Source organism: Parendozoicomonas haliclonae, assembly GCF_900174585.1.
Classification (GTDB): domain Bacteria; phylum Pseudomonadota; class Gammaproteobacteria; order Pseudomonadales; family Endozoicomonadaceae; genus Sansalvadorimonas; species Sansalvadorimonas haliclonae.
Window position 1 is genome coordinate 460,001 of the sequence record NZ_FWPT01000001.1, and the last position, 18,915, is coordinate 478,915.

The 18,915-nt window shown below is 52.9% G+C and carries 14 protein-coding genes; 5 read left to right on the forward strand and 9 right to left on the reverse strand.

Features of this window, described 5'->3' with window-relative positions:
- Positions 1-181 precede the first annotated feature (181 nt).
- Positions 182-568, forward strand: a complete 387-nt coding sequence (gene gloA2 / locus EHSB41UT_RS02250; RefSeq protein ID WP_087106460.1) for an SMU1112c/YaeR family gloxylase I-like metalloprotein — start codon at positions 182-184, stop codon at positions 566-568.
- Positions 569-570: 2 nt separating this feature from the next.
- Here the strand turns inward: gloA2 and EHSB41UT_RS02255 are convergent, their stop codons facing one another.
- A complete protein-coding gene (locus EHSB41UT_RS02255) occupies positions 571-2,847 on the reverse strand; it encodes an alpha/beta hydrolase (protein WP_133060362.1) in 2,277 nt (758 codons plus the stop codon).
- A gap of 148 nt (positions 2,848-2,995) precedes the next feature.
- Between EHSB41UT_RS02255 and rssA the strand changes: the two genes are divergently transcribed.
- Together rssA and EHSB41UT_RS02265 are read left to right on the forward strand one after the other, a co-directional pair.
- Positions 2,996-3,991, forward strand: coding sequence for a patatin-like phospholipase RssA (rssA, locus tag EHSB41UT_RS02260; RefSeq protein WP_087106463.1), 996 nt, complete (start codon positions 2,996-2,998; stop codon positions 3,989-3,991).
- A 67-nt stretch (positions 3,992-4,058) separates the two neighbouring features.
- On the forward strand, positions 4,059-4,829 hold the full coding sequence (locus EHSB41UT_RS02265; RefSeq protein WP_087106465.1) for an SDR family NAD(P)-dependent oxidoreductase: 771 nt from the start codon (positions 4,059-4,061) through the stop codon (positions 4,827-4,829).
- A gap of 1,069 nt (positions 4,830-5,898) precedes the next feature.
- Here the strand turns inward: EHSB41UT_RS02265 and EHSB41UT_RS02270 are convergent.
- From EHSB41UT_RS02270 to EHSB41UT_RS02305, 8 genes are all read right to left on the reverse strand, one after another.
- Positions 5,899-6,732: an SDR family oxidoreductase gene (locus EHSB41UT_RS02270; RefSeq protein WP_087106467.1), complete on the reverse strand. Its 834-nt coding sequence runs from the start codon at positions 6,730-6,732 to the stop codon at positions 5,899-5,901.
- Positions 6,733-6,796: 64 nt separating this feature from the next.
- Positions 6,797-7,402 carry a TetR/AcrR family transcriptional regulator gene (locus EHSB41UT_RS02275; RefSeq protein ID WP_087106469.1) on the reverse strand — a complete coding sequence of 202 codons (606 nt, stop codon included), beginning with the start codon at positions 7,400-7,402 and terminating at the stop codon, positions 6,797-6,799.
- Positions 7,399-9,366: an acetyl/propionyl/methylcrotonyl-CoA carboxylase subunit alpha gene (locus EHSB41UT_RS02280; protein ID WP_087106471.1), complete on the reverse strand. Its 1,968-nt coding sequence runs from the start codon at positions 9,364-9,366 to the stop codon at positions 7,399-7,401. Before EHSB41UT_RS02280 ends, EHSB41UT_RS02275 begins: the two co-directional genes overlap by 4 nt.
- On the reverse strand, positions 9,363-10,253 hold the full coding sequence (locus EHSB41UT_RS02285; RefSeq protein WP_087106473.1) for an enoyl-CoA hydratase/isomerase family protein: 891 nt from the start codon (positions 10,251-10,253) through the stop codon (positions 9,363-9,365). The genes EHSB41UT_RS02280 and EHSB41UT_RS02285 overlap by 4 nt, the downstream gene beginning before the upstream one ends.
- 11 nt (positions 10,254-10,264) lie before the next feature.
- Entirely contained in the window at positions 10,265-11,422 is a 1,158-nt protein-coding gene (locus EHSB41UT_RS02290; protein WP_087106475.1) for an acyl-CoA dehydrogenase family protein, read from the reverse strand.
- Positions 11,423-11,449: 27 nt separating this feature from the next.
- Positions 11,450-13,066 (reverse strand): acyl-CoA carboxylase subunit beta, encoded by a 1,617-nt coding sequence (locus EHSB41UT_RS02295; RefSeq protein WP_087106477.1) that lies wholly within the window; start codon positions 13,064-13,066, stop codon positions 11,450-11,452.
- A 3-nt stretch (positions 13,067-13,069) separates the two neighbouring features.
- Positions 13,070-13,951: an SDR family oxidoreductase gene (locus EHSB41UT_RS02300; RefSeq protein ID WP_087106479.1), complete on the reverse strand. Its 882-nt coding sequence runs from the start codon at positions 13,949-13,951 to the stop codon at positions 13,070-13,072.
- Positions 13,952-14,114: 163 nt separating this feature from the next.
- On the reverse strand, positions 14,115-15,971 hold the full coding sequence (locus tag EHSB41UT_RS02305) for an acyclic terpene utilization AtuA family protein (protein ID WP_341350343.1): 1,857 nt from the start codon (positions 15,969-15,971) through the stop codon (positions 14,115-14,117).
- A gap of 186 nt (positions 15,972-16,157) precedes the next feature.
- Here EHSB41UT_RS02305 and EHSB41UT_RS02310 point away from each other — a divergent pair, with 186 nt between their 5' ends.
- Together EHSB41UT_RS02310 and EHSB41UT_RS02315 are read left to right on the forward strand one after the other, a co-directional pair.
- Positions 16,158-16,865 carry a HugZ family pyridoxamine 5'-phosphate oxidase gene (locus EHSB41UT_RS02310; protein WP_087106481.1) on the forward strand — a complete coding sequence of 236 codons (708 nt, stop codon included), beginning with the start codon at positions 16,158-16,160 and terminating at the stop codon, positions 16,863-16,865.
- A gap of 200 nt (positions 16,866-17,065) precedes the next feature.
- Positions 17,066-18,892, forward strand: coding sequence for a hypothetical protein (locus tag EHSB41UT_RS02315; RefSeq protein WP_133060363.1), 1,827 nt, complete (start codon positions 17,066-17,068; stop codon positions 18,890-18,892).
- The last annotated feature ends 23 nt before the right edge of the window (positions 18,893-18,915 follow it).

Consider the following 18,915-nt stretch of genomic DNA (forward strand, 5'->3'; position numbering starts at 1 on the left):
GGTCAGTATGCCGAGGTTTTTAGCGTTATGTAAGTGTGTCGTCGTGTATTTCCATGAAAACACAAGAGCAGCTTGTTTATGGTATTTGCTTGATGAAATGCCTTTTTCAGAGTGTACGTATCTGACTGAGAAATGTAGATTCGCTAATCAGATTACATAACAGGCTGGCAGGAATAGCACCATGCTGAAAGGCGTACATCATATTGCGATTATCTGCTCAGACTATCAGCGTTCCCGTGCGTTCTATGTCTCCACACTCGGGCTTTCCATTATTCGAGAAACCTATCGGGCTGAGCGGGATTCCTGGAAGCTGGATCTCGAACTGCCGGATGGGCGGCAGATTGAACTGTTTTCTTTCCCCAATAGCCCTGTACGACCCAGTTATCCTGAAGCCTGTGGGCTTCGTCATCTGGCCTTTCAGGTTGAAGAAATCGATCAGCTTATCGCTACACTTGCGAAACGAGGAGTGATCTGTGAGCCGGTCAGGGTGGACGAGTTAACCGGCTGCCGGTTTACCTTCTTTGCTGATCCGGATGGGTTGCCTCTGGAGCTGTACGAGCAGTCCTGAGTTCACCTTTGAGCAGAAAAGATATCCATGATTCGACTCATCAGGCTCGGGTCCGTAAGAATTTTATTGTGCCCCTGACCTTCAATCAGGTGATAGTTCAGGGCTTTGTTGGTGCTGTTCTCTCTTAGATAGTCGAACATGTGCTGACTGCTTCGGGCGGGTATCAAGCGGTCCCGACTGCCATGAAAAATATGCACAGGAATCTCTGTTTTCATCAACTCAGCCCGATTATTCATATTGAATCGTAAACACCAGTTGGGTGGCACGATACCAATCAATTGCCTGCCGACATCGCGAAGCTCCTGAAACGGAGCCAGAAGAATCAACCGTTCAATAGCTTCTCCACGTACATGCGCCACGTGGCTGGCTGCACCTGTGCCAATGGAGTAGCCAATCACACTGATGCGGTCATAGTCTGCGGATATATGATCAAAGAAACGAACGGCATCGTTCAAAAACTGTTTACGGTTGACTGGCTTTAAATCGTTTCGGTAGCCACGGTATTCTGGAAAAAAGACATCATAGCCCCGGTCATTCAGGTATTTCCCAAGCACTGTGGCTTGTCCCTGTTCATCCAGAGTCAGGAGTCCGGCATTAGCCAGACGGTCGGATGTATCTTTAGTTGGATGATAAACAACGATCAGCGAGCGACCGTCTCCTCGCGTCGAGCAGACCAGGTTTCCGGTCATATATTTTCCGTCGCTCAATCGAACCCTTATCCGCCGGGCATGGCCGGGAGGTTGCAGAGTATCCCAATCCATATACGCGCCAGGAAAGGTAAACCAGGCTTCCAGGTTGTCACCGGCGCGTAGCCCTTTCTGCCAGGCCCAGAGTCTCAGTTTGGTAAACAGAGCGACTCTGGTCACTTGCCAGGGCAGTTGCGCCCATCCCGGCAATAGCGGTTGCTTAAGGTGCTGTTGAAGCTGTTTCGTCTCTCCCTGAAATGGCGGTGCACTTTGCAGGGTGATCAGTGGCAGGCGATTGTCGTTGGTTGAGAATAGCGCGGAATCTGGCTGGGTCAGCCAGATATTGGCGTGTCCTGTTCCGGATAGAATACCCAGCTGTTGGCCGTGCTGGTGTTGTACCAGAAAGGCATCCAGTGATGGGGCCGGCTGACTGGTACGACCGGCAATACGGTTTAGCACCTCGATCGAGAGAGGGTCGGCCAGTCGTTTTATTTGCTCGCTATTTTGAAAGCTGCTCTCAAAATAGTGCTCACTGACCAGCGTCGTCCACCACTTGTTGTGTATCTCCGGTAGTTCTACTGGCTGCGGGTAGGTCCAGAAGTCTCCGGTTTTCCAGCGAACAAATAGCCTTGCCTGACCATTATAATCGGCTGGATAGAGTTGTAATGCTGAGGTGCCCAGCTCGCAGGCTTTATGGTACAGAGCTTTTAAAGCCTTTGTGAAGGGCGCGTTATTTCCTTCTTCAATGATTGGTTGTTGAGGGCAGCGTTGTTGAAAGGTAAGGGTCAGCCGGTTGCGGGCAGGCTCTTCTACAGGGCAGTAGCGTTCCAGCAGTATATTGAGAGTGTTCTCAAGCTCCGGCGCGTTATCAAGAGTGATTTGCCGCTGATGCTGGGTTTGCCACAGTTCATATTCACGCAGCAGAGGCTTACTCAGCATATAGGCGGTTGTGTACAGAGCAAGCAGTTCACGAATGGTATGGGTCCATAGTCCAGCCCAGTACTGGGTGCGGGAGGCCAGAATCATGGCTCCATCAAGCAAAGGTGGAAACAGGTTAATGATCTTCTCCATCCAGCTTTCTGACGGGATCATTTGTTCCTGCCAGATATAGGCCAGCAGGGGATAGCTCATTCCCCTAAGGCTTTCGCTGGGAATGGTCTGCATCATCTGACGGTTTAAGAAGCCCAGCAGGAAATGACTGCTCACCAGCAGAGAACCGGGGATCAGCAAATCAGAGATGGCGAGTGACATTGCCTGTTTAGACAGAGAGGGGGGCGAGGCGTAAAACTGCCCACTGCGTATCAGGCTGTCCGGTACCTGATTCCAGATATTAACATTATGTCGTGTGTCTGGGTCGTTATGAATATTCAGGTTGGGTGTATAAGACGCTGGCAGCGCCACATCAGCATTTGTTTTGTCCGGGCGCGGGTTTACTCGCAGCTTACCTGTAGAGGCTTTGGGCTGCGGTAGCTTATAAGCTGAGGTTTTGGCATTAAGGTCTGAGACTACAAACAGAAGAGGTGTTATCAGTACAACACGCAGCAGAAAGAGCCGCACCTTATTTTCACTCTGCAGTTCTGAGCGTAATGTCACAGACAACCTCATCTCGCAGGCACACCTCCTATCGTTTTTTGCTTAGGATCGAAATTAGTCACAAAATGACCAATCGCAAGTTTGCTCAAAGATCGATTCGGTTGTTGAATAACAACTTCAGCCCTCAGGTCTACAGGGAGAAGTGGGTATGTTGAACGGCAAGAAAGTGGGTATTGCGCTGGGCTCCGGTTCGGCCCGAGGCTGGGCGCATATTGGTGTGCTGAAAGAGCTGCATGCCATGGGCATAGAGCCGGATGTGATTGCCGGTTGTTCAGTCGGTTCGTTTGTCGGTGCGATTGCCTGCATGGGTTATCTGGACGAGTTTGAAGACTGGGTGCTTTCGCTTAACTGGCGTGAAGTCTGGGGACTGCTCGATGTCAGCTTTGCCGGTGGACTGGTGCGTGGCGATAAGCTGCTGAGCTTTTTCCGTGAGTCCGGTATCGATCGGGATATCGAAGAGATGCCCTGTGTCTTTGGTGCCGTTGCGACAGAGCTCAGTACCGGACAGGAACACTGGCTGCGAACTGGCAAGGTTCTGGATGCCGTACGTGCTTCCTGCACCTTCCCGGGGCTGTTCCGCCCGGTCAGCAATGAAGGGCGATGGATGATCGATGGCGGTTTGGTCAATCCGGTGCCTGTCTCACTCTGCCGTGCCCTGGGGGCCGATATTATTATTGCCGTTGATCTGAACACCCACCTGGTTTCCCGTCATGCCCAGACCCCCCATGAACCGACCAAGCCCCAGATTATTGCTGAGCCGGGGGAAGAGCTGGGGGCGATTGACCGGATCAAAAGCTGGTTTGTCAGCTCCGGCAGCCATGATGAACATGAACAGGATTATCCCGGTATTATGGAGGTGATGGCGGCCTCCATTAACATTATGCAGGATCGTATTACTCGCAGCCGGATGGCAGGTGATCCGCCGGATATTCTGCTGTCTCCACGGGTGATGGATATTGGCATGATGGATTTTGACAGAGCACGGGATGCTATCCATGAAGGGCATGAAGTTGTGAAAGGTGCCCGGGAGCGGATTTGTCATATTTGTGGTATTGATCCACACACTCTTCCGGATGCTGAGTTTCAACAGCCGCTTTCCGACTCATTGAAGGGCGGACTGGATCGATTGATTGAGCAGGATTAACTGTTAATGCAGTCTTGTTTTGGTACGATGGTTTCATCTAAAGCAATAATAAGAGTTATCTTCTGCCATGGAACTTCGTAACAAGACCGTTTTGGTCGCCGGTGCCTCTTCAGGTATCGGGCGCAGTGTTGCCCTCAAACTGGGCCAACAGGGAAACAGAGTTGTCGTCACAGCTCGCCGAAAGGAGCTTCTGGACGATCTGGCCAGGGAGATAACAACAGCGGGTGGGGAATGTCTGGCCTTGCCGGCTGATGCCCTCGATGCTGCCCAGATGCAGAATGTTGTTGATCTGACTGTGACGAAGTTCGGTTCTATTGATGCCGCACTGCTGAATATTGGTGATGGTCCCTCCTTTAATATGGCTACGGAAACCGCCGAGGCGGTCTGTGGCAATATGCGGTTGAATTACGATACGTTGGTCAACGGTCTGATTCCGCTAATTGCCCAGATGAAGACGCAAAAGTATGGCCTGATTGCCCATACCAATTCCCTGGCCGGGTTTCTGGGGCTGCCCCAGCAAGGGCCTTACTCGGCAGCCAAAGCCGCCGGCCGGATGTTGATGGATACCTGCCGAATCGAGCTGGCTCCCTGGAATATCCGCTTTGTCAGTGTTTATCCGGGTTTTGTAGCGACGGAGCGGGTCGCGGCAGATGGTATTCCGGCCCCTATGGAAATCTCCGAGCAGGCTGCTGCTGATCACATTATTTATGCCATGGAAAAGGAGAAGCGGGATTACCTGTTCCCTTTCCCCATGCGCTGGCTGATTCGTCTGGCCCGCATTCTTCCGAAGCCGGTGGTGGGCTTTATTACCAGCAAGATGATGGCAGAAGATTATTAAGTTATTAGTTACTGTTGCTATCTCCCGCTTACCGGTCACTTACAAAGTGCCTTTAAAGCCCGCAGGCATTGTGCCTGAGGGCTTCTATACTCCCCGCTCGTGATAACAAAACGCAAAAAATAACGGGACGGGAGCATGACTCTCCTTATAAATTTACCAAGCGTACGGCCTGCGGTATTTGCAGGGCTGATGGCTGTGTTCAGTCTTTGCTGTGTTTTCTATAGCCCCTTCACTCAGGCTGAGTTTGGTGCCGATGCGCAGGGATATTTTGCTGATGACAGCTATGGTCTGGGTCGAAATGATCTGGGCTGGAACCCGGATCCGCTCTCCCGTTACGAGCAGCTGGGTTACAAAGAGCCTCACCAGAAAACTTTGGAACGAATAGCCGTTCTTAACCGGATTGATGAATTAAGCACCCTGCTGAAAAGCCATTATGGCAACAGCCATGAGCTGGATATTCTTGGCGCTGTTGCTGGTGGGATTGGGGTTTCCATAACCCATGGATTGGTTACGACCTTTTTCAGCCGGCAGTTGAGTGAGGTGATGGCGAAGGAGGGAGCGTTTGGTGATCAGATGCCGATGCAATCTCTCTATGCCGGCTTCTCTCTCGCTTTGGCGTTGCAGGTGATGCGTTATCTGGATGTTGGCAATACGGTGGTTTTGTCCAAACGGGTTCAGTATGCGCTGGAGTCTGTTGGGGTGGGGCAGGTGGTTGGATTTCTGACCTGGACGCTCAGTCAGGATTTATGGAGCCGCGCTCTGGTGTCAGCCCCAGGCTGGCTGGTTTCCGTGCTGGATGCCTCTGCCAAGACAAAAGACTTTCCAAAGGTGTATTCCGCAACCAGCTGGAATGCTTATAACCATGCCAGTCATTATGTGGCAGGCAGCCTGTTGGGAACCGTGGGGTACTATCTGCTAAGAACGGGATTGGCTTCTAAATGGCTGGACAGTCAACTGGCTCAGGTCGAAGATGATCTGGCGGTGAATAGGGCAGCGTGGCGGCGTCTGGAAGACCAGCGGCAGGCTTTGATTCAGCAAGCCCGCCGCCAGTTGGATGAAGAAGATCGATTTATAGAAACAGATCCGGAAACAGCTGATCAGCTTTTTCCGGGTTATAGGCATAGTGATCAAATTCCGTATGACCACGCTCTCGAAGAAGATCTTCATCAAGAAGGGTTTGACCGGTCAGTGCCAGATCCGGTGTAACCAAAATTTCCCGTGCTGCGTCTGCCATAATTGCAGGTGTACGGCTGCGGTCGTTCAGTGAGCTGTCGCCAACATTGTTCAGCGCGGCAGTTGCGATAGTAGTGCGTGGCCACAGTGAGTTAACTGCAATCCCGTAACGCTGGAACTCACCGGACATACCCAGAGTCAGCAGAGTCATACCGTACTTGCTCAGGGTGTAGGGGGCGTAAGGCTTCAGCCATTTCTCATCCAGATTCAGCGGTGGTGACAGATTGATAATATGACCACCGAACTCGGACTTCTTCAGCCATGGCAGTGCTGCCTGGGAGCAGACGAATACCGCCCGGGAATTGATCTGGTTCATCAGGTCATATTTTTTCACCGGGGTGACTTCCACCGGCGTCAGGCTGATAGCACCGGCATTATTAATCACCACATCAATGCCGCCAAAATGTTCGGCCGCTTTGGCGACTGCCGCTTTGACGCTCTCTTCATCACGAACGTCCACCTTGATCGCGAGAGCCTGACCTCCAGCCTCTACAACTTCTTCCGCGACCGAGTGAATGGTGCCCGGCAGTTTGGGATGTGGCTCGTCGGACTTGGCAGCAATCACAATATTGGCACCTTCCCGGGCGCAGCGCAGGGCTATCTCCCGGCCGATACCACGGCTGGCACCAGTAATAAAAATGGTTCTGTTCTTGAGTGAGACTTCTTGCATAGTGTTTATTGCACTCCCTTTACTTCTTTGTTTTGTCTGGCGCTGGTGTATGGCTGCACGGCAGCTACTTCATCACCAGCGCCATAGCCTGTTCGGTCAGCTGATCGATATTGTAATCACCGTCCGACTGATACCAGTGGGTGGTCCAGTACAGGGCGCCACCGAGGAAGCGTCGCAGAATCAGAGGGTCTATGGACTCTTTCACCAGTCCGGCATCTTCAGCAAGTTGCAGCTCGTGATGCCAGAGCTGTTCATACTGACTGCGGCTGGCCAGCAGTGAGGTCTTGCTTTCCTCAGACAATGCTCGCCACTCAAACACCAGTACGGTCAGAGCGTTGCCCTGCTCACCAAGAATGGATTCCAGCTCACAGCGGATCATGGCGCGCAAACGCTGCTCCGGGGTTTGTGCACTGGCCAGAGCCTTATCCATATTGATCAGCAGAGTATCGACGCAGTCGGCCATCACCGCCCGCAGGATTTCATCTTTGTTGCGAAAGTGATGAAAAATACTGCCGGACAGAATGCCTACTTCGTTGGCAATATCCCGAACGGTTGTACGGTCATAACCCTTGCTACGGAACAGACTGGCGGCAGCCATGAGCAGCCGCTCCCGGGGCGACTGCTCATCGATGGCTGCGGCTGGTGGCCTAATCGCTACAGTGTCACTCATGCCGCCTCATTGTCGTCTTTTGCGACGGTTACCAGCAGTTGACGCAGTTTGACCTGCTCCCCAGCATTAACGTTGAGTGAGGCAACAGTACCGTCACAACCGGCTTTCAGCGGGTGTTCCATTTTCATGGCTTCCAGCACTACCAGAGTCTGACCCTGGATTACCGTATCGCCTTCGTTCACCAGAACATCAACAATCAGCCCGTCCATACTGGCGCGCAGATCACCGGAACCCTGTCCGGCTGAAGCCTGGGCCGGAGCCAGAGTCTGGTTGCTGATCTGATAGCAGCCCCGGCCGTTATCCAGCCAGATCTCGTTTTTATCACGGGTGAAATAAATCGACTGGCGAACACCATTTAATGTGCAGATGCACTGCGTGCCGTCGATCTGGTGCAGAGAAAATTCAGCACTTTCCTCACCACAGTTAACCTGCCAGAGATCGCCGACAGAGTTGGTCAGGGACAAGGCATATTTGTTCTCGCCTGTTGTCAGCTCACAGGTAAAACGACTGCTGCCAGTGCTGCGCCAGTTGTTGGCTGCCTGTGGATTGCGCAGCAGCAAACCAGCCAGACCAAGCAAACCCAGATCGGCAGGTACAGCCTGCAGGCTCTCTTCCTGCCCGAAGTGTTCAAGGAAAGCGGTGGTCGCTTCGCCTTCAGCAAAGTTCTGGTGTTTGAGAATACTGGCCAGCCAGTGCTTGTTGGTATGCACGCCGGTCAGTTGGGAATCTTCTACCGCCCGAATCAAACGACGGCGAGCTTCTTCCCGGTCAGCACCCCAGGCAATCACCTTGGCCAGCATTGGATCGTAGAACGGTGTGACCTCCTGGCCGGAGACGATACCGTCATCAACCCGTACGCCTGCGCCTGTGGCTGGCTGCCACTGCTGGATCAGGCCTGTCTGCGGCATAAAGTTATTAGTGGCGTCTTCGGCATAGAGACGCACTTCCATGGCATGGCCGGTCAGGGTGATCTCATTCTGCTGCAGCGGCAAGGGTTTACCTGCCGCGATATCCAGCTGCCAGGCCACCAGATCGGTACCAGTTATCAATTCCGTAACCGGATGTTCCACCTGCAGACGGGTGTTCATCTCAAGGAAGTAGAACTGACCATCTTTATCCAGCAGAAACTCTACGGTGCCGGCACCGACATAGTTGCAGCTTTTTGCTGCCAGCACGGCGGCTTCACCCATACGTTGGCGCAGGGTTTCATCCACTGCCGGAGAAGGCGCTTCTTCAACCACCTTCTGATGACGGCGTTGGATGGAACAGTCCCGCTCGCCCAGGTAAACGACATTGCCTTGTTGATCAGCAAAGACCTGAATCTCGACGTGACGAGGTTCCAGAATGGCCCGTTCCAGAATCAGCTCACCACTGCCAAAGGCGCTGGTGGCTTCACTGCGGGCACTGCGAATCTGTTCGGCCAGATCAGCGTTATCCATCACCAGACGCATACCACGGCCACCACCACCGGCGGAGGCTTTGACCATCAGTGGAAAACCAACGCGCTCAGCCTCGGCAAGCAGCGTCGCATCATCCTGTTCAGCGCCCTGATAACCAGGAATGCAGGGTACACCCGCCGCCTGCATGGCAATCTTGGATTCCCGCTTGCTGCCCATCAGCGCGACGGCAGAAGAGGGCGGGCCAATAAACACGACACCGGCCTCTGCACAGGCGGCTGCAAACTCAGCGTTTTCGGAGAGGAATCCATAACCGGGGTGAACAGCATCGGCACCGGATAGCTTTATCGCCTCCATAATATTGGCAATGCTGAGGTAGGACTCACCAACCGGGGCGGCACCAATGCAGACAGCTTTATCGGCTAGGGCGACATGGGGAGCACCCGCATCGGCTTCACTGAATACGGCAACCGTCCGATAGCCTTTGTCTTTGGCGGTACGGATAACCCGGCAGGCAATTTCGCCACGGTTGGCGATCAATACTGTGGAGAAAGTGTTGGTTGTCATTTTTCTTCCTCCTGATTGTTTTCAAAATCAGCCCAGGCCGGTAGACGCTTCTGGACAAAAGCCATGGTGCCTTCCTGACCTTCCGGTCCCTGGATCGCTGCAGAGAACCCACGAGCGGCACCATCCAGCAATTCGTGCATAGGCTTTTCGCCGACAGAAAGCATCAGCGCTTTGGTGGTGGCATTGGCGCCCGGCGCACAGCGCACCAGACGACCAAGAGCATCCTGGAGTGCCTGATCCAGCTCTTCGGTAGTCTCAAACGCTTCATGGGCAATGCCCAGCTCCGTTGCCTGTTCACCGCTCAGCTTGTTACCAAACAACGCCAGTCGTCTGGCTTGGGTCAGGCCGATACGTTTCACGACAAAGGGAGCGATTTGGGCTGGAGTAATTCCAAGGCTGGTTTCCGGCAAGGCAAAGCGGGCATCTTTATGGGCCAGAGCCAGATCGGAAATGCAGGCCAGACCAAAACCTCCGCCCATCACTGTGCCTTCAAGCACACAGATAACCGCCTGTGGCAGCTGTTCTGCCGCTTCCAGCAGGCGACCAAAGCTGCGATTGAAGGAAAAGAACGGATCTTCCCCTTGCTCTTTCCCTTCCTCTTTCTGGGCCTTGGCTGCCGCAGCGCGGATATTGGCCATATCCTTGATATCACCACCGGCACAGAAGTGGCCGCCTGCACCGCGCAGAACGATAGCGCGAATCTTCGGGTTCACCGATGCCGCATCAAAAACGCTTAGCAGCTCTTCAACTGTTGCCAGACTCAGGGCATTACGCACCTCAGGTCGGTTGAAGGTCACGACCAGTGCCGGACCCATACGAGACAACAGCAGGTGTGAGCAATCCGGCAATCCTGCAGAAGGTTGCGTAGGAGAATGTTTATCGGACATAAACCTCTCCCTTACTTGCGCTTGCCAGGCAAGATGCCCATGGTTTTGCAGATAATGCCCAGCATGATCTCGTCAGCACCGCCGCCAATGGAAGTCAGGCGCATATCTCGGTATACACGGTTTACGTCGTTTTCCATCATGTAACCCATGCCGCCCCAGAACTGCAGACAGGCATCAGTCACTTCACGGCTAAGACGACCGGCCTTGAGCTTGGCCATGGAAGCCAGCTGCAGAACATCACCACCACCCACATAAGTTTCAGTGGCCTGATAAATCAGAGCGCGCAGAGCTTCCACTTCTGTCTGCAGCTCGGCCATACGGAAGTGAATGTATTGATTGTCGATCAGTGGCTGACCAAAGGTGTGGCGTTCCTTGCAGTAGGTAATGGTGTCATTGATGCACTGTTCCAGACCTTTAACCGCCATAGCTGCGCCGAACAAACGTTCTTCCTGAAACTGTACCATCTGCATCATAAAGCCTGTGCCTTCAGCACCGATACGGTTACGCTGAGGTACCCGGACATCATCAAAGAAGACCTGAGCAGTATCCGATGAACGCATGCCCATCTTGTCGAGCTTGTCGGAGAAGCTGATTCCCGGAGTGTCCATTGGCACTACGATCAGAGACTTGTTTTTGTGAACCTTGTCGTCGGAAGTGTTGGCCAGCAGGCACATAAAGTCAGCCTGGGTAGACGTCGTGATCCACATCTTGGTGCCATTGATCACATAGTCATCACCGTCTTTCTTGGCGGTAGTTTTTAGTGCTGCAACATCGGAACCGGCGCCCGGCTCACTCACACCGATACAGGCGACCTTTTCCCCACGAATGGCTGGCGCAAGAAACTCTTCTTTCAGTTCCGGGCTACCAAACTTGGCCAGTGCCGGGGTCGCCATATCAGTTTGAACACCAATCGCCAGGGCCGCGCCGCCAGCACGGGCTGTACCCAGCTCTTCCGCAAACGCCATCTGGTAGCTGTAATCCAGACCCAGACCACCATACTCTTCAGGCTTGGAGATACCCAGTAGGCCCAGATCGCCCAGCTTCTTGTACAGCTCATGAGCCGGGAAGTGACCTTCCTTTTCCCATTGCTCGGTATAAGGGTTCATTTCGGAATCGATAAACTGGCGAACGGTGCGCTGCAGCTCTTTGTGTTCCTGGGTAAATTTCATGCTGTTTCTCCAGAGTTGTTCTTATTTTTAGAAACGACTAACGCCAAAGGTGGAGCTGTTCAGCTCACGAACCTCAGCCGTACGACAAATATCCAATACCAAAGCAAGAATCTTGCGGGTGTCCCGTGGGTCTATCAGTCCGTCATCGAGAAGACGGGCTGTGCAGGCCAGAGCCGAGGAACCGTCCTCCATCTGTTTAACGGTTTTCTGTTCCAGAGCATCAATCATTTCGGCAGGCATCTGCTGACCCATGCGTTCCATCTTGGCCTCGGCGACTATACGCAGCACCTTGCCGGCCTGGGCTGCACCCATAACCGCAGTGGTACTGTTAGGCCAGGCGAACAGGAAGCGAGGATCAAAGCCGCGGCCACACATGGCATAGTTACCGGCACCGTAGGAACCGCCGATCACAATACTGATGCGCGGTATACGGGCATTGGCCACAGCCTGAATCATCTTGGAGCCGTGTTTAATAATGCCTTTTCGTTCCACTTCGGTACCGACCATAAAGCCCGTGGTGTTATGCAGGAACAACAGAGGGATGCCGCTCTGGTCGAGGGTGTGAATAAACTGTGCCGCTTTGGTGGCGCCTTCCGGGGTAATCGGGCCGTTATTGCCAATCACGCCGCAGGTCATACCCTCAATAGTGAGATGGCCACAGATGGTCTGCTGGTCGTATTCGCCTTTGAATTCCAGGAAGCGTGAACCATCCGCCAGACGGGCGATGACTTCCCGCACGTCATAAGGTGTCTTGGCATCAGCAGGCACCAGACCCATTAACTCATCGATGCCGTAAAGCGGTTCTTCAAACTCGACAGCGGCTTTGGGTGGCAGTTTCTTTTCCCAGGGCAGCATAGACATGATTTCCCGCACGATACGAATGGCATCGCCATCATTCTCGGCCAGATATTCACCGGTGCCGGCTGTCTGGCAGTGCATCTCGGCACCACCCAGCTCTTCGTCGGTAGCAATTTCACCAGTTGCGGCTTTCAGCAGGGGAGGGCCAGCCAGATACATGGTTGCCTGTTTGCGAACCATGATCGTGTAATCGGAAAGCCCCGGCTGATAGGCTCCGCCGGCGGTAGCGCTGCCATGGACGACAGTGATCTGGGGAATACCGGCAGCGGACATACGCGCCTGATTGTAGAAAGCACGACCACCGGGTGAGAAGGTCTCAGTCGCATGATTCAGATCGGCACCCCCACTCTGGGACAAGGCGACAATCGGCAACTTGTTTTCCAGGGCGATTTGCTGCAGACGCAGACGCTTTTGCAAACCTATCGGGGTAATGGTTCCGCCCTTGATGGCATAGTTGTCCACCATCACGATGCAGCGAATACCACTCACATAACCGATACCGGTAATGGCACTGCCGCCAGCAGAGGTGCCATCTTTATCGCCGTACATTTTGTAGCCGGCGAGGGAGGACAGTTCCAGAAATGGACGATCCGGATCAATCAGCAGCTCCAGACGTTCCCGGGGCAGCAGTTGTCCGCGTTTCTCGTACTTGGCCTTCTTGGTGAACGCTTTATCTTCAATGGCCTGTTCCAAAGCCCGGAAGCCACGAACATGTTGTTCCATGGCTTCCCGGTTTTCCTGGAAGCTTTGACTGCCCGTATCGACGAGGGATTCTATTGCGGGCATGGCTTATTCCTTCTCTTCTTTTGGTTTCAGAACATCCGGCATCACCGCACGGTGGAAGCCATCCCAGGCCTGACTGTTGCCATTGGCTTTGCGCAGCGGCCAGATATTGCTGCCCAGTGGAGCACCGCCGTCTACCTTGATAGTGTCGCCATTCACAAAGGACGCAGCATCGCTTAACAGGAAGCAGATAACGGAACTGATCTCGGCTTCTGTCGCCATACGACCCAGCGGAACACTGTCGCGCAGTTTTGGGATCATGGCTTTCACTGCACCTTCGTAAGTGTCCATACCGCTGGAAGCGACCCAGCCCGGCGCTACGGCATTTACACGCACACCGTTTGGACCCCATTCATAGGCCGCAGTCTTGGTCAGGTTATCCATACCGGCACGAGCGGCACCAGAATGCGCCATGCCGGGCATGCCGCCCCAGTTGTCGGCGGTAATATTGACGATCGCACCGCCATGCTTGCGCATGGAGGTGTTGTAAGCTTCTTTCGCCACCAGGAAACCACCGGTCAGATTGGTGGCGACTACAGCCTCGAAGCCTTTCTTGTTGATCATTTCCATTGGGGATGGGAACTGGCCGCCGGCGTTATTCACCAGACCGTGAATGGCACCGAAGGTTTCGGCAATCTCGGCAATGGTGGCCTTGACTGCATCCTCATCGCGGATATCCATGGACCAGGCGCTGACCTTGCCACCGTCTTCGGTAATCTCGGCGACAACGGTATCCAGCTTCTCTTGTTTACGACCTACGATCACTACATTGGCACCAAGTGCAGCCAGCTCGTGGGCCGTGCAGCGGCCGATACCACTGCCGCCACCGGTGACGATAATGGTGCGGTCTTTGAAAATGTCGTCCCGAAAAATGGATTTGTAGGACATCTGGGGCTCCGGGTTTTTATTGTTATATGTGTGTTTTCCGCAGGAATGATGGAATTGTCTGGCCGCCCTGCAGAGCTGTCCCTGCTCTGATGGGCTCTCAGGCCAGTCCCTGGCCTTTGCCAGACAACACCATCATCCCTGCTCGTGAATACCGAGTTTTCAATTACATCAAATCCCGCGCTAGCTCATCCGGCACAGGGACCGGGAATTCCAATAACTGCTGAGCAAAGGCTTTACCCTGCGGATCAATACGCAGGCTGGCGACACCGCCACCTCCCAGGCTGTTTTCCAGCAGGAAGTTAAAAGCATGTATGCCTGGCATAACCCAACGGGTCACCTTGCCGGTTTCCGGATCAATCACATGGTTCATCCAGTTACTTACCGCTTCTTCAGTAAGGGCACTTGCAATAAATGGCAGGTATTCCGGCTTGCGAGCCATCACCCCGATATTGGCATGGTTGCCTTTATCACCGGAGCGGGCCACGGCCAGTTTGATCAGTGGCACGGTGGTGGTGAACTCACCGGCTGCTTCCGGAATAAACTCCTGCAGAGACTGATCGCCGGGTTCTTTGAATCCTGGAGAGGTAAGGAAGCCGACATCTGTTGTCTGCCCCTCAAACTCTACTTTGGTTTGCACCTGATCTTTGTCCACAAGGCAGGACCAGAGTCGAATAACCGGCCAGACACTTGGGCGTCCACCAAGTACACCGGTAATGCCGGGTGCCATACCTGTAGCAGCCTGGGCAATCTCACGGGAGAAAAGGGTAAGCGCTTGCTTGTTCGCATGCGAAACAGTAATGCGGACAACGGTTTCGCGAGTGTGCTGAGCCTGGGAACGTTGCTCATAGGTGGCTTCGCTGCCCAGAACCTCGATGCGGGTATCTTTGTAATCACCCAGACCACGCTCGCTGAACAATCGGCTGGTCTTTTTCAGAATGGCATTGGCAACGGCTTCGGCTTTGCCTTTGGCATTGATGCCAGCCAGCAGGAAGGCCGCGGAGCATTTAAAGCCATCCATGCAGGTGGCAGACACCTTGTATTGATTGGAGGGCGGCAGGCCCACTGCACCGGTCACCAGCACCTTGTTCTCGCCAACGTCCTCCAACTCAACATGGGAGAAGTCACACACGACATCGGGCAGGTAATAGGCACGGGGGTCGCCAATTTCATAGATCAGCTGTTCCCCGACTGTCTCACGAGTCACCTTGCCACCGGTACCTTCCGGTTTAGATACAATAAAACTGCCGTCTGCTGCGCATTCAATAATCGGGAAGCCCATATTGTCGAAGCCATCGGCAATGGTTTCCCAATCGGTAAAGTTGCCGCCGGTGCACTGAGCGCCACATTCAATAATATGGCCGGCCAGACTGGCCTGGGCGAGATGTTGGTAGTCATCCATATTCCAGCCAAACTCGTGAACCAAGGGGGCAGTGACCACAGCACTGTCGGCAATACGGCCGGTAATCACAATGTCCGCACCCTGGTTCAGGGCTTCAACAATCGGAGCCGCTCCCAAATAGGCATTCATGGTGACCATGCCACCGGGCATCTCGGTACCGGTGAACATTTCGGTGATACCGGCCTTCTTTAACTCTTTGGCCTGGGGCAGGAGGTTATCACCGGTGACCAAAGCAACCTTCAGGCTCAGACCGGCTTCCTTAATCAGAGCTTCCAGCGCATCACGACAGGCCTGCGGGTTCACACCACCGGCATTACTGATGACTTTGATGCCTTGTACGGCAATTTCGGAGAGCACAGGTTTGAGGGCGTATTTGACAAAGTCCGGTGCGAAACCGGCATTGGGATCTTTAAGGCGGGCTCCGGCCATGATGGAGAGGGTGACTTCGGCCAGATAGTCAAAGACCAGGTAATCGAGCTGACCCTGTCGTACAAGTTGGTGAGCCGCCGTTTCCGTATCACCCCAGAAGGCGCTGGCACAGCCAATACGCACCACTTTGCTGTTGTTCTTGCTCATGTGTTTTGCAGTACCGGTGGAGATTGAATCGTTGTTATGTCCCACTGCCGTGATCCTGTTTTGAAAACAAAGTCAGAAATCAAAAGTCAGGTTACCAAGCAAGCGCTTGGTCGGCAAGGTTGAGAGATTTGTAAATTATTAGAACGTTATGAGAATCACTTGCATTTGAGTGTGTTTATCATTTCTAATTGCGAGAAATTATTTACATAACTAAAAACAGAGGAGGCGGATGTGAGCGATAAGACTCTCTCTGCACAGCAGGCTAGGGAATTTTTAAGAACAGAATACCATGGTGTTCTATCTACCCAGTCCCGCGTTCTTGAGGGCTACCCGTTTGGTTCCGTTGTGCCTTACTGCCTGGATGGTGACGGCTACCCGGTTTTGCAGATCAGCACGCTGGCTCAGCACACCCGCAATATTGATAAGAACAGCAAAGTTTCCCTGATCATTGCCCAGTCCGGTATGGACGATGTTCAGACCGGCGCACGTCTGACCTGGGTTGGTGATGCCGAGCAGATTACTGACGAAGAGACCATTGAGCGCTACTACCAGTTCTTCCCTGAAGCCCGTGGTTACCACAAGACCCACGAATTCAACTTCTACCGCATTGTACCGGTTCGCAATCGTTACATTGGCGGCTTCGGTGATATCCACTGGCTGGAAAATGACCTGATCGTTGAGCCTAATCCATTTGCCGGTGCTGTTGAGCATGGTGTCGTCAGCCATATGAATGACGACCATGGCGATGCCATCGTGAAATACTGCGTAAATGCAGGTATTGAGCTTCCTGAAGGCAGCAAGCCGCAAATGGCAGGTGTTGATCAGTTTGGTATGAACATTCGCTTCGATCAGAAGATTGTTCGTATTCCTTTTGCCGAGAAGGCTGAAGAAGCCGGCGATATCCGTCGTATTCTGGTGGCTATGGCGAAAGCCGCCTGATCAGAACTTCCTTTATCAACGTTGGGGTGTCTTTGATGCCTCAATGTTGAGAGGGAATAGCCTGGTTAGACTGAGTGAGCTGGGCAAAAAATTTAAATAATCTCCCGGTCAGCTAATCTGGCTCCCGTACTCTCCCCGCATATACCTTCCTTAATACCAACTATATTGCTCCTGCTTTTTAATAAAGAAGAGGTGTAGTGGTGTTTGCCTTTCAGAATCTGGCGCTATCAAATCCTATCTTGCGGCTTAATGGGAAGCTTTGGTTTCGACAGCATTGTTATCGGTTGCTGTGGAGAATGCTGTCACGAAAGGAAATGCGCCTCTGGAAGTGTTTATTGTGTGCAGTATTTGCCGGCCTGATTTTTAGTGCGAGTGTTTTAGCTAATAAGGGCGATTCTAATGTACAGGTACTGGAATTGCCGACAGGTTCAGTTTTTTACACAAGTCTTGTGGCAGAGCTAAAAACGAATGGTGGGATTGCTGGAACATCTCAAAACAGTATCGTTGCCACCCTGAGTTTTTTCAGGATACAGGCGATTAAAGATGCCGTACTTCCCATACTTTATGATCCCGATAAAAAACAGTATGCGATTTTAACCACTGTTGTTGATACCAGGTGGATAGATGTAAAGGACGATATAACCAAGCATTACTCGAAAGATGAGCTTACCCGACTCAACGAGGTTAAAAGTTACATCTCTCAGGTCGATGGGAGCAGGCTGTATGGCATGTTTCAGGAATCAAAGGATAAAACAAGAACAGCCGGGGTTATGAGCCTGAAGAGCAGTACATCCAAAAATCCGGTCAGCCCTGAGCTTAAGCTCTTGCCAACCCCCGATAACGGAAAAGGGGAGAGCACAATATTAAGAGCCTCCAGAGGAGATAATGGAAAGCGACTGTTTGGGCTCTATTGGGAGTCTTTGGGATCTGTTTCGGATAGGCAGGATAACAGCAGTGAAGGTAAGGTCTCTTTGAATTATGTTTTTTGGGAACAAGGTTCCAACGGGCAGTATCAGGCAGCTGAGGTTGTTAAATTCCCCGATTTGCTGGAGCAGGGCGTTGAGAGTGATCTCTATCAGTTTCGCATGGCCAGTGCATCTTACGATCTTTCGACAGTGGCCTTGAACAAGGTATCTACGGGTCAAGCAATGGGGGAGAAATATAGTTGTCAGCCCGTACTTGTTTACAAACCGGATGCAGAGTCCAAACCTGTTGTTGAGGTCGTTGCTGAGCATGGGTTTAGTCAAATCGTAGCCCTGAGTGGTGATGGTTCAGGGGCGCTGGTTGTTGATACATCTGGCACGGTATTTTTCAAACATCTGCAGGACAGTACCGTCAGCAAGACCGAGGTTATGCCGAACTCAGCTGAGGAGCTGGGTTTGGGGTGGGCAGCCCATGATGCGACTTCATCAGGTTATGACTCTCCCTTCGATGCTCAGCATTGGCCGGCAAGCCAAACCAGCCCGGTTTTTGGTGGAAGTATTCTCGGGGCGATTCGTGGCAGCTCTTTCTCTTTGCAGGGCACGGCAGGGAGCAAAGTCTCCTACCAGCCCACTCAGGACTTTTATGTTCCCGATAACCTGTTGATGTCCCAGCCCGGAAATGGTGTTGATCCTGCCGGCTTGCCGGGGCTTGTTGATTTTGGGCAGCTTGCGTCGGCGGAGAGCGTGAGCCTGGGAGCATCGGGTGGACGACAGCTTTCTTTTGTCCAGTCTGCTTTTGATGCCAATGATGACCAGATTTTCTACATCATTAATGTGGAGTATCCGGAAACGCTGACACTGCCACTCACAAAGTTCAAGCCTGCCAGCGACCAGAGACCACCTCCTTATTATGAGCAAGGCAATACCTATCGGGCTCCGTATCAGTATTCCCATATGTCATCTGATCGCGAACCTCTTCTCGAACCGCATGGCAAGTCACCAAGAGATAATCCGGTACAACCCGTGGTGGCAGGTTTGGTCAGAAGAAATGAGACCGTACGGCCGGGATTGCTCCAGAGTCTTTTGAGTTGCTGGAAAAGATAAGTATCAACATACTCTGGCACTTG

Coding starts and splice junctions, on each gene's coding strand:
- EHSB41UT_RS02270 (WP_087106467.1), bottom strand. CDS start 6,732: ATGCAAGAAGTCTCACTCAAGAACAGAACCATTTTTATTACTGGTGCC.
- EHSB41UT_RS02295 (WP_087106477.1), bottom strand. CDS start 13,066: ATGCCCGCAATAGAATCCCTCGTCGATACGGGCAGTCAAAGCTTCCAG.
- rssA (WP_087106463.1), top strand. CDS start 2,996: ATGTTGAACGGCAAGAAAGTGGGTATTGCGCTGGGCTCCGGTTCGGCC.
- EHSB41UT_RS02280 (WP_087106471.1), bottom strand. CDS start 9,366: ATGACAACCAACACTTTCTCCACAGTATTGATCGCCAACCGTGGCGAA.
- gloA2 (WP_087106460.1), top strand. CDS start 182: ATGCTGAAAGGCGTACATCATATTGCGATTATCTGCTCAGACTATCAG.
- EHSB41UT_RS02300 (WP_087106479.1), bottom strand. CDS start 13,951: ATGTCCTACAAATCCATTTTTCGGGACGACATTTTCAAAGACCGCACC.
- EHSB41UT_RS02265 (WP_087106465.1), top strand. CDS start 4,059: ATGGAACTTCGTAACAAGACCGTTTTGGTCGCCGGTGCCTCTTCAGGT.
- EHSB41UT_RS02285 (WP_087106473.1), bottom strand. CDS start 10,253: ATGTCCGATAAACATTCTCCTACGCAACCTTCTGCAGGATTGCCGGAT.
- EHSB41UT_RS02290 (WP_087106475.1), bottom strand. CDS start 11,422: ATGAAATTTACCCAGGAACACAAAGAGCTGCAGCGCACCGTTCGCCAG.
- EHSB41UT_RS02275 (WP_087106469.1), bottom strand. CDS start 7,402: ATGAGTGACACTGTAGCGATTAGGCCACCAGCCGCAGCCATCGATGAG.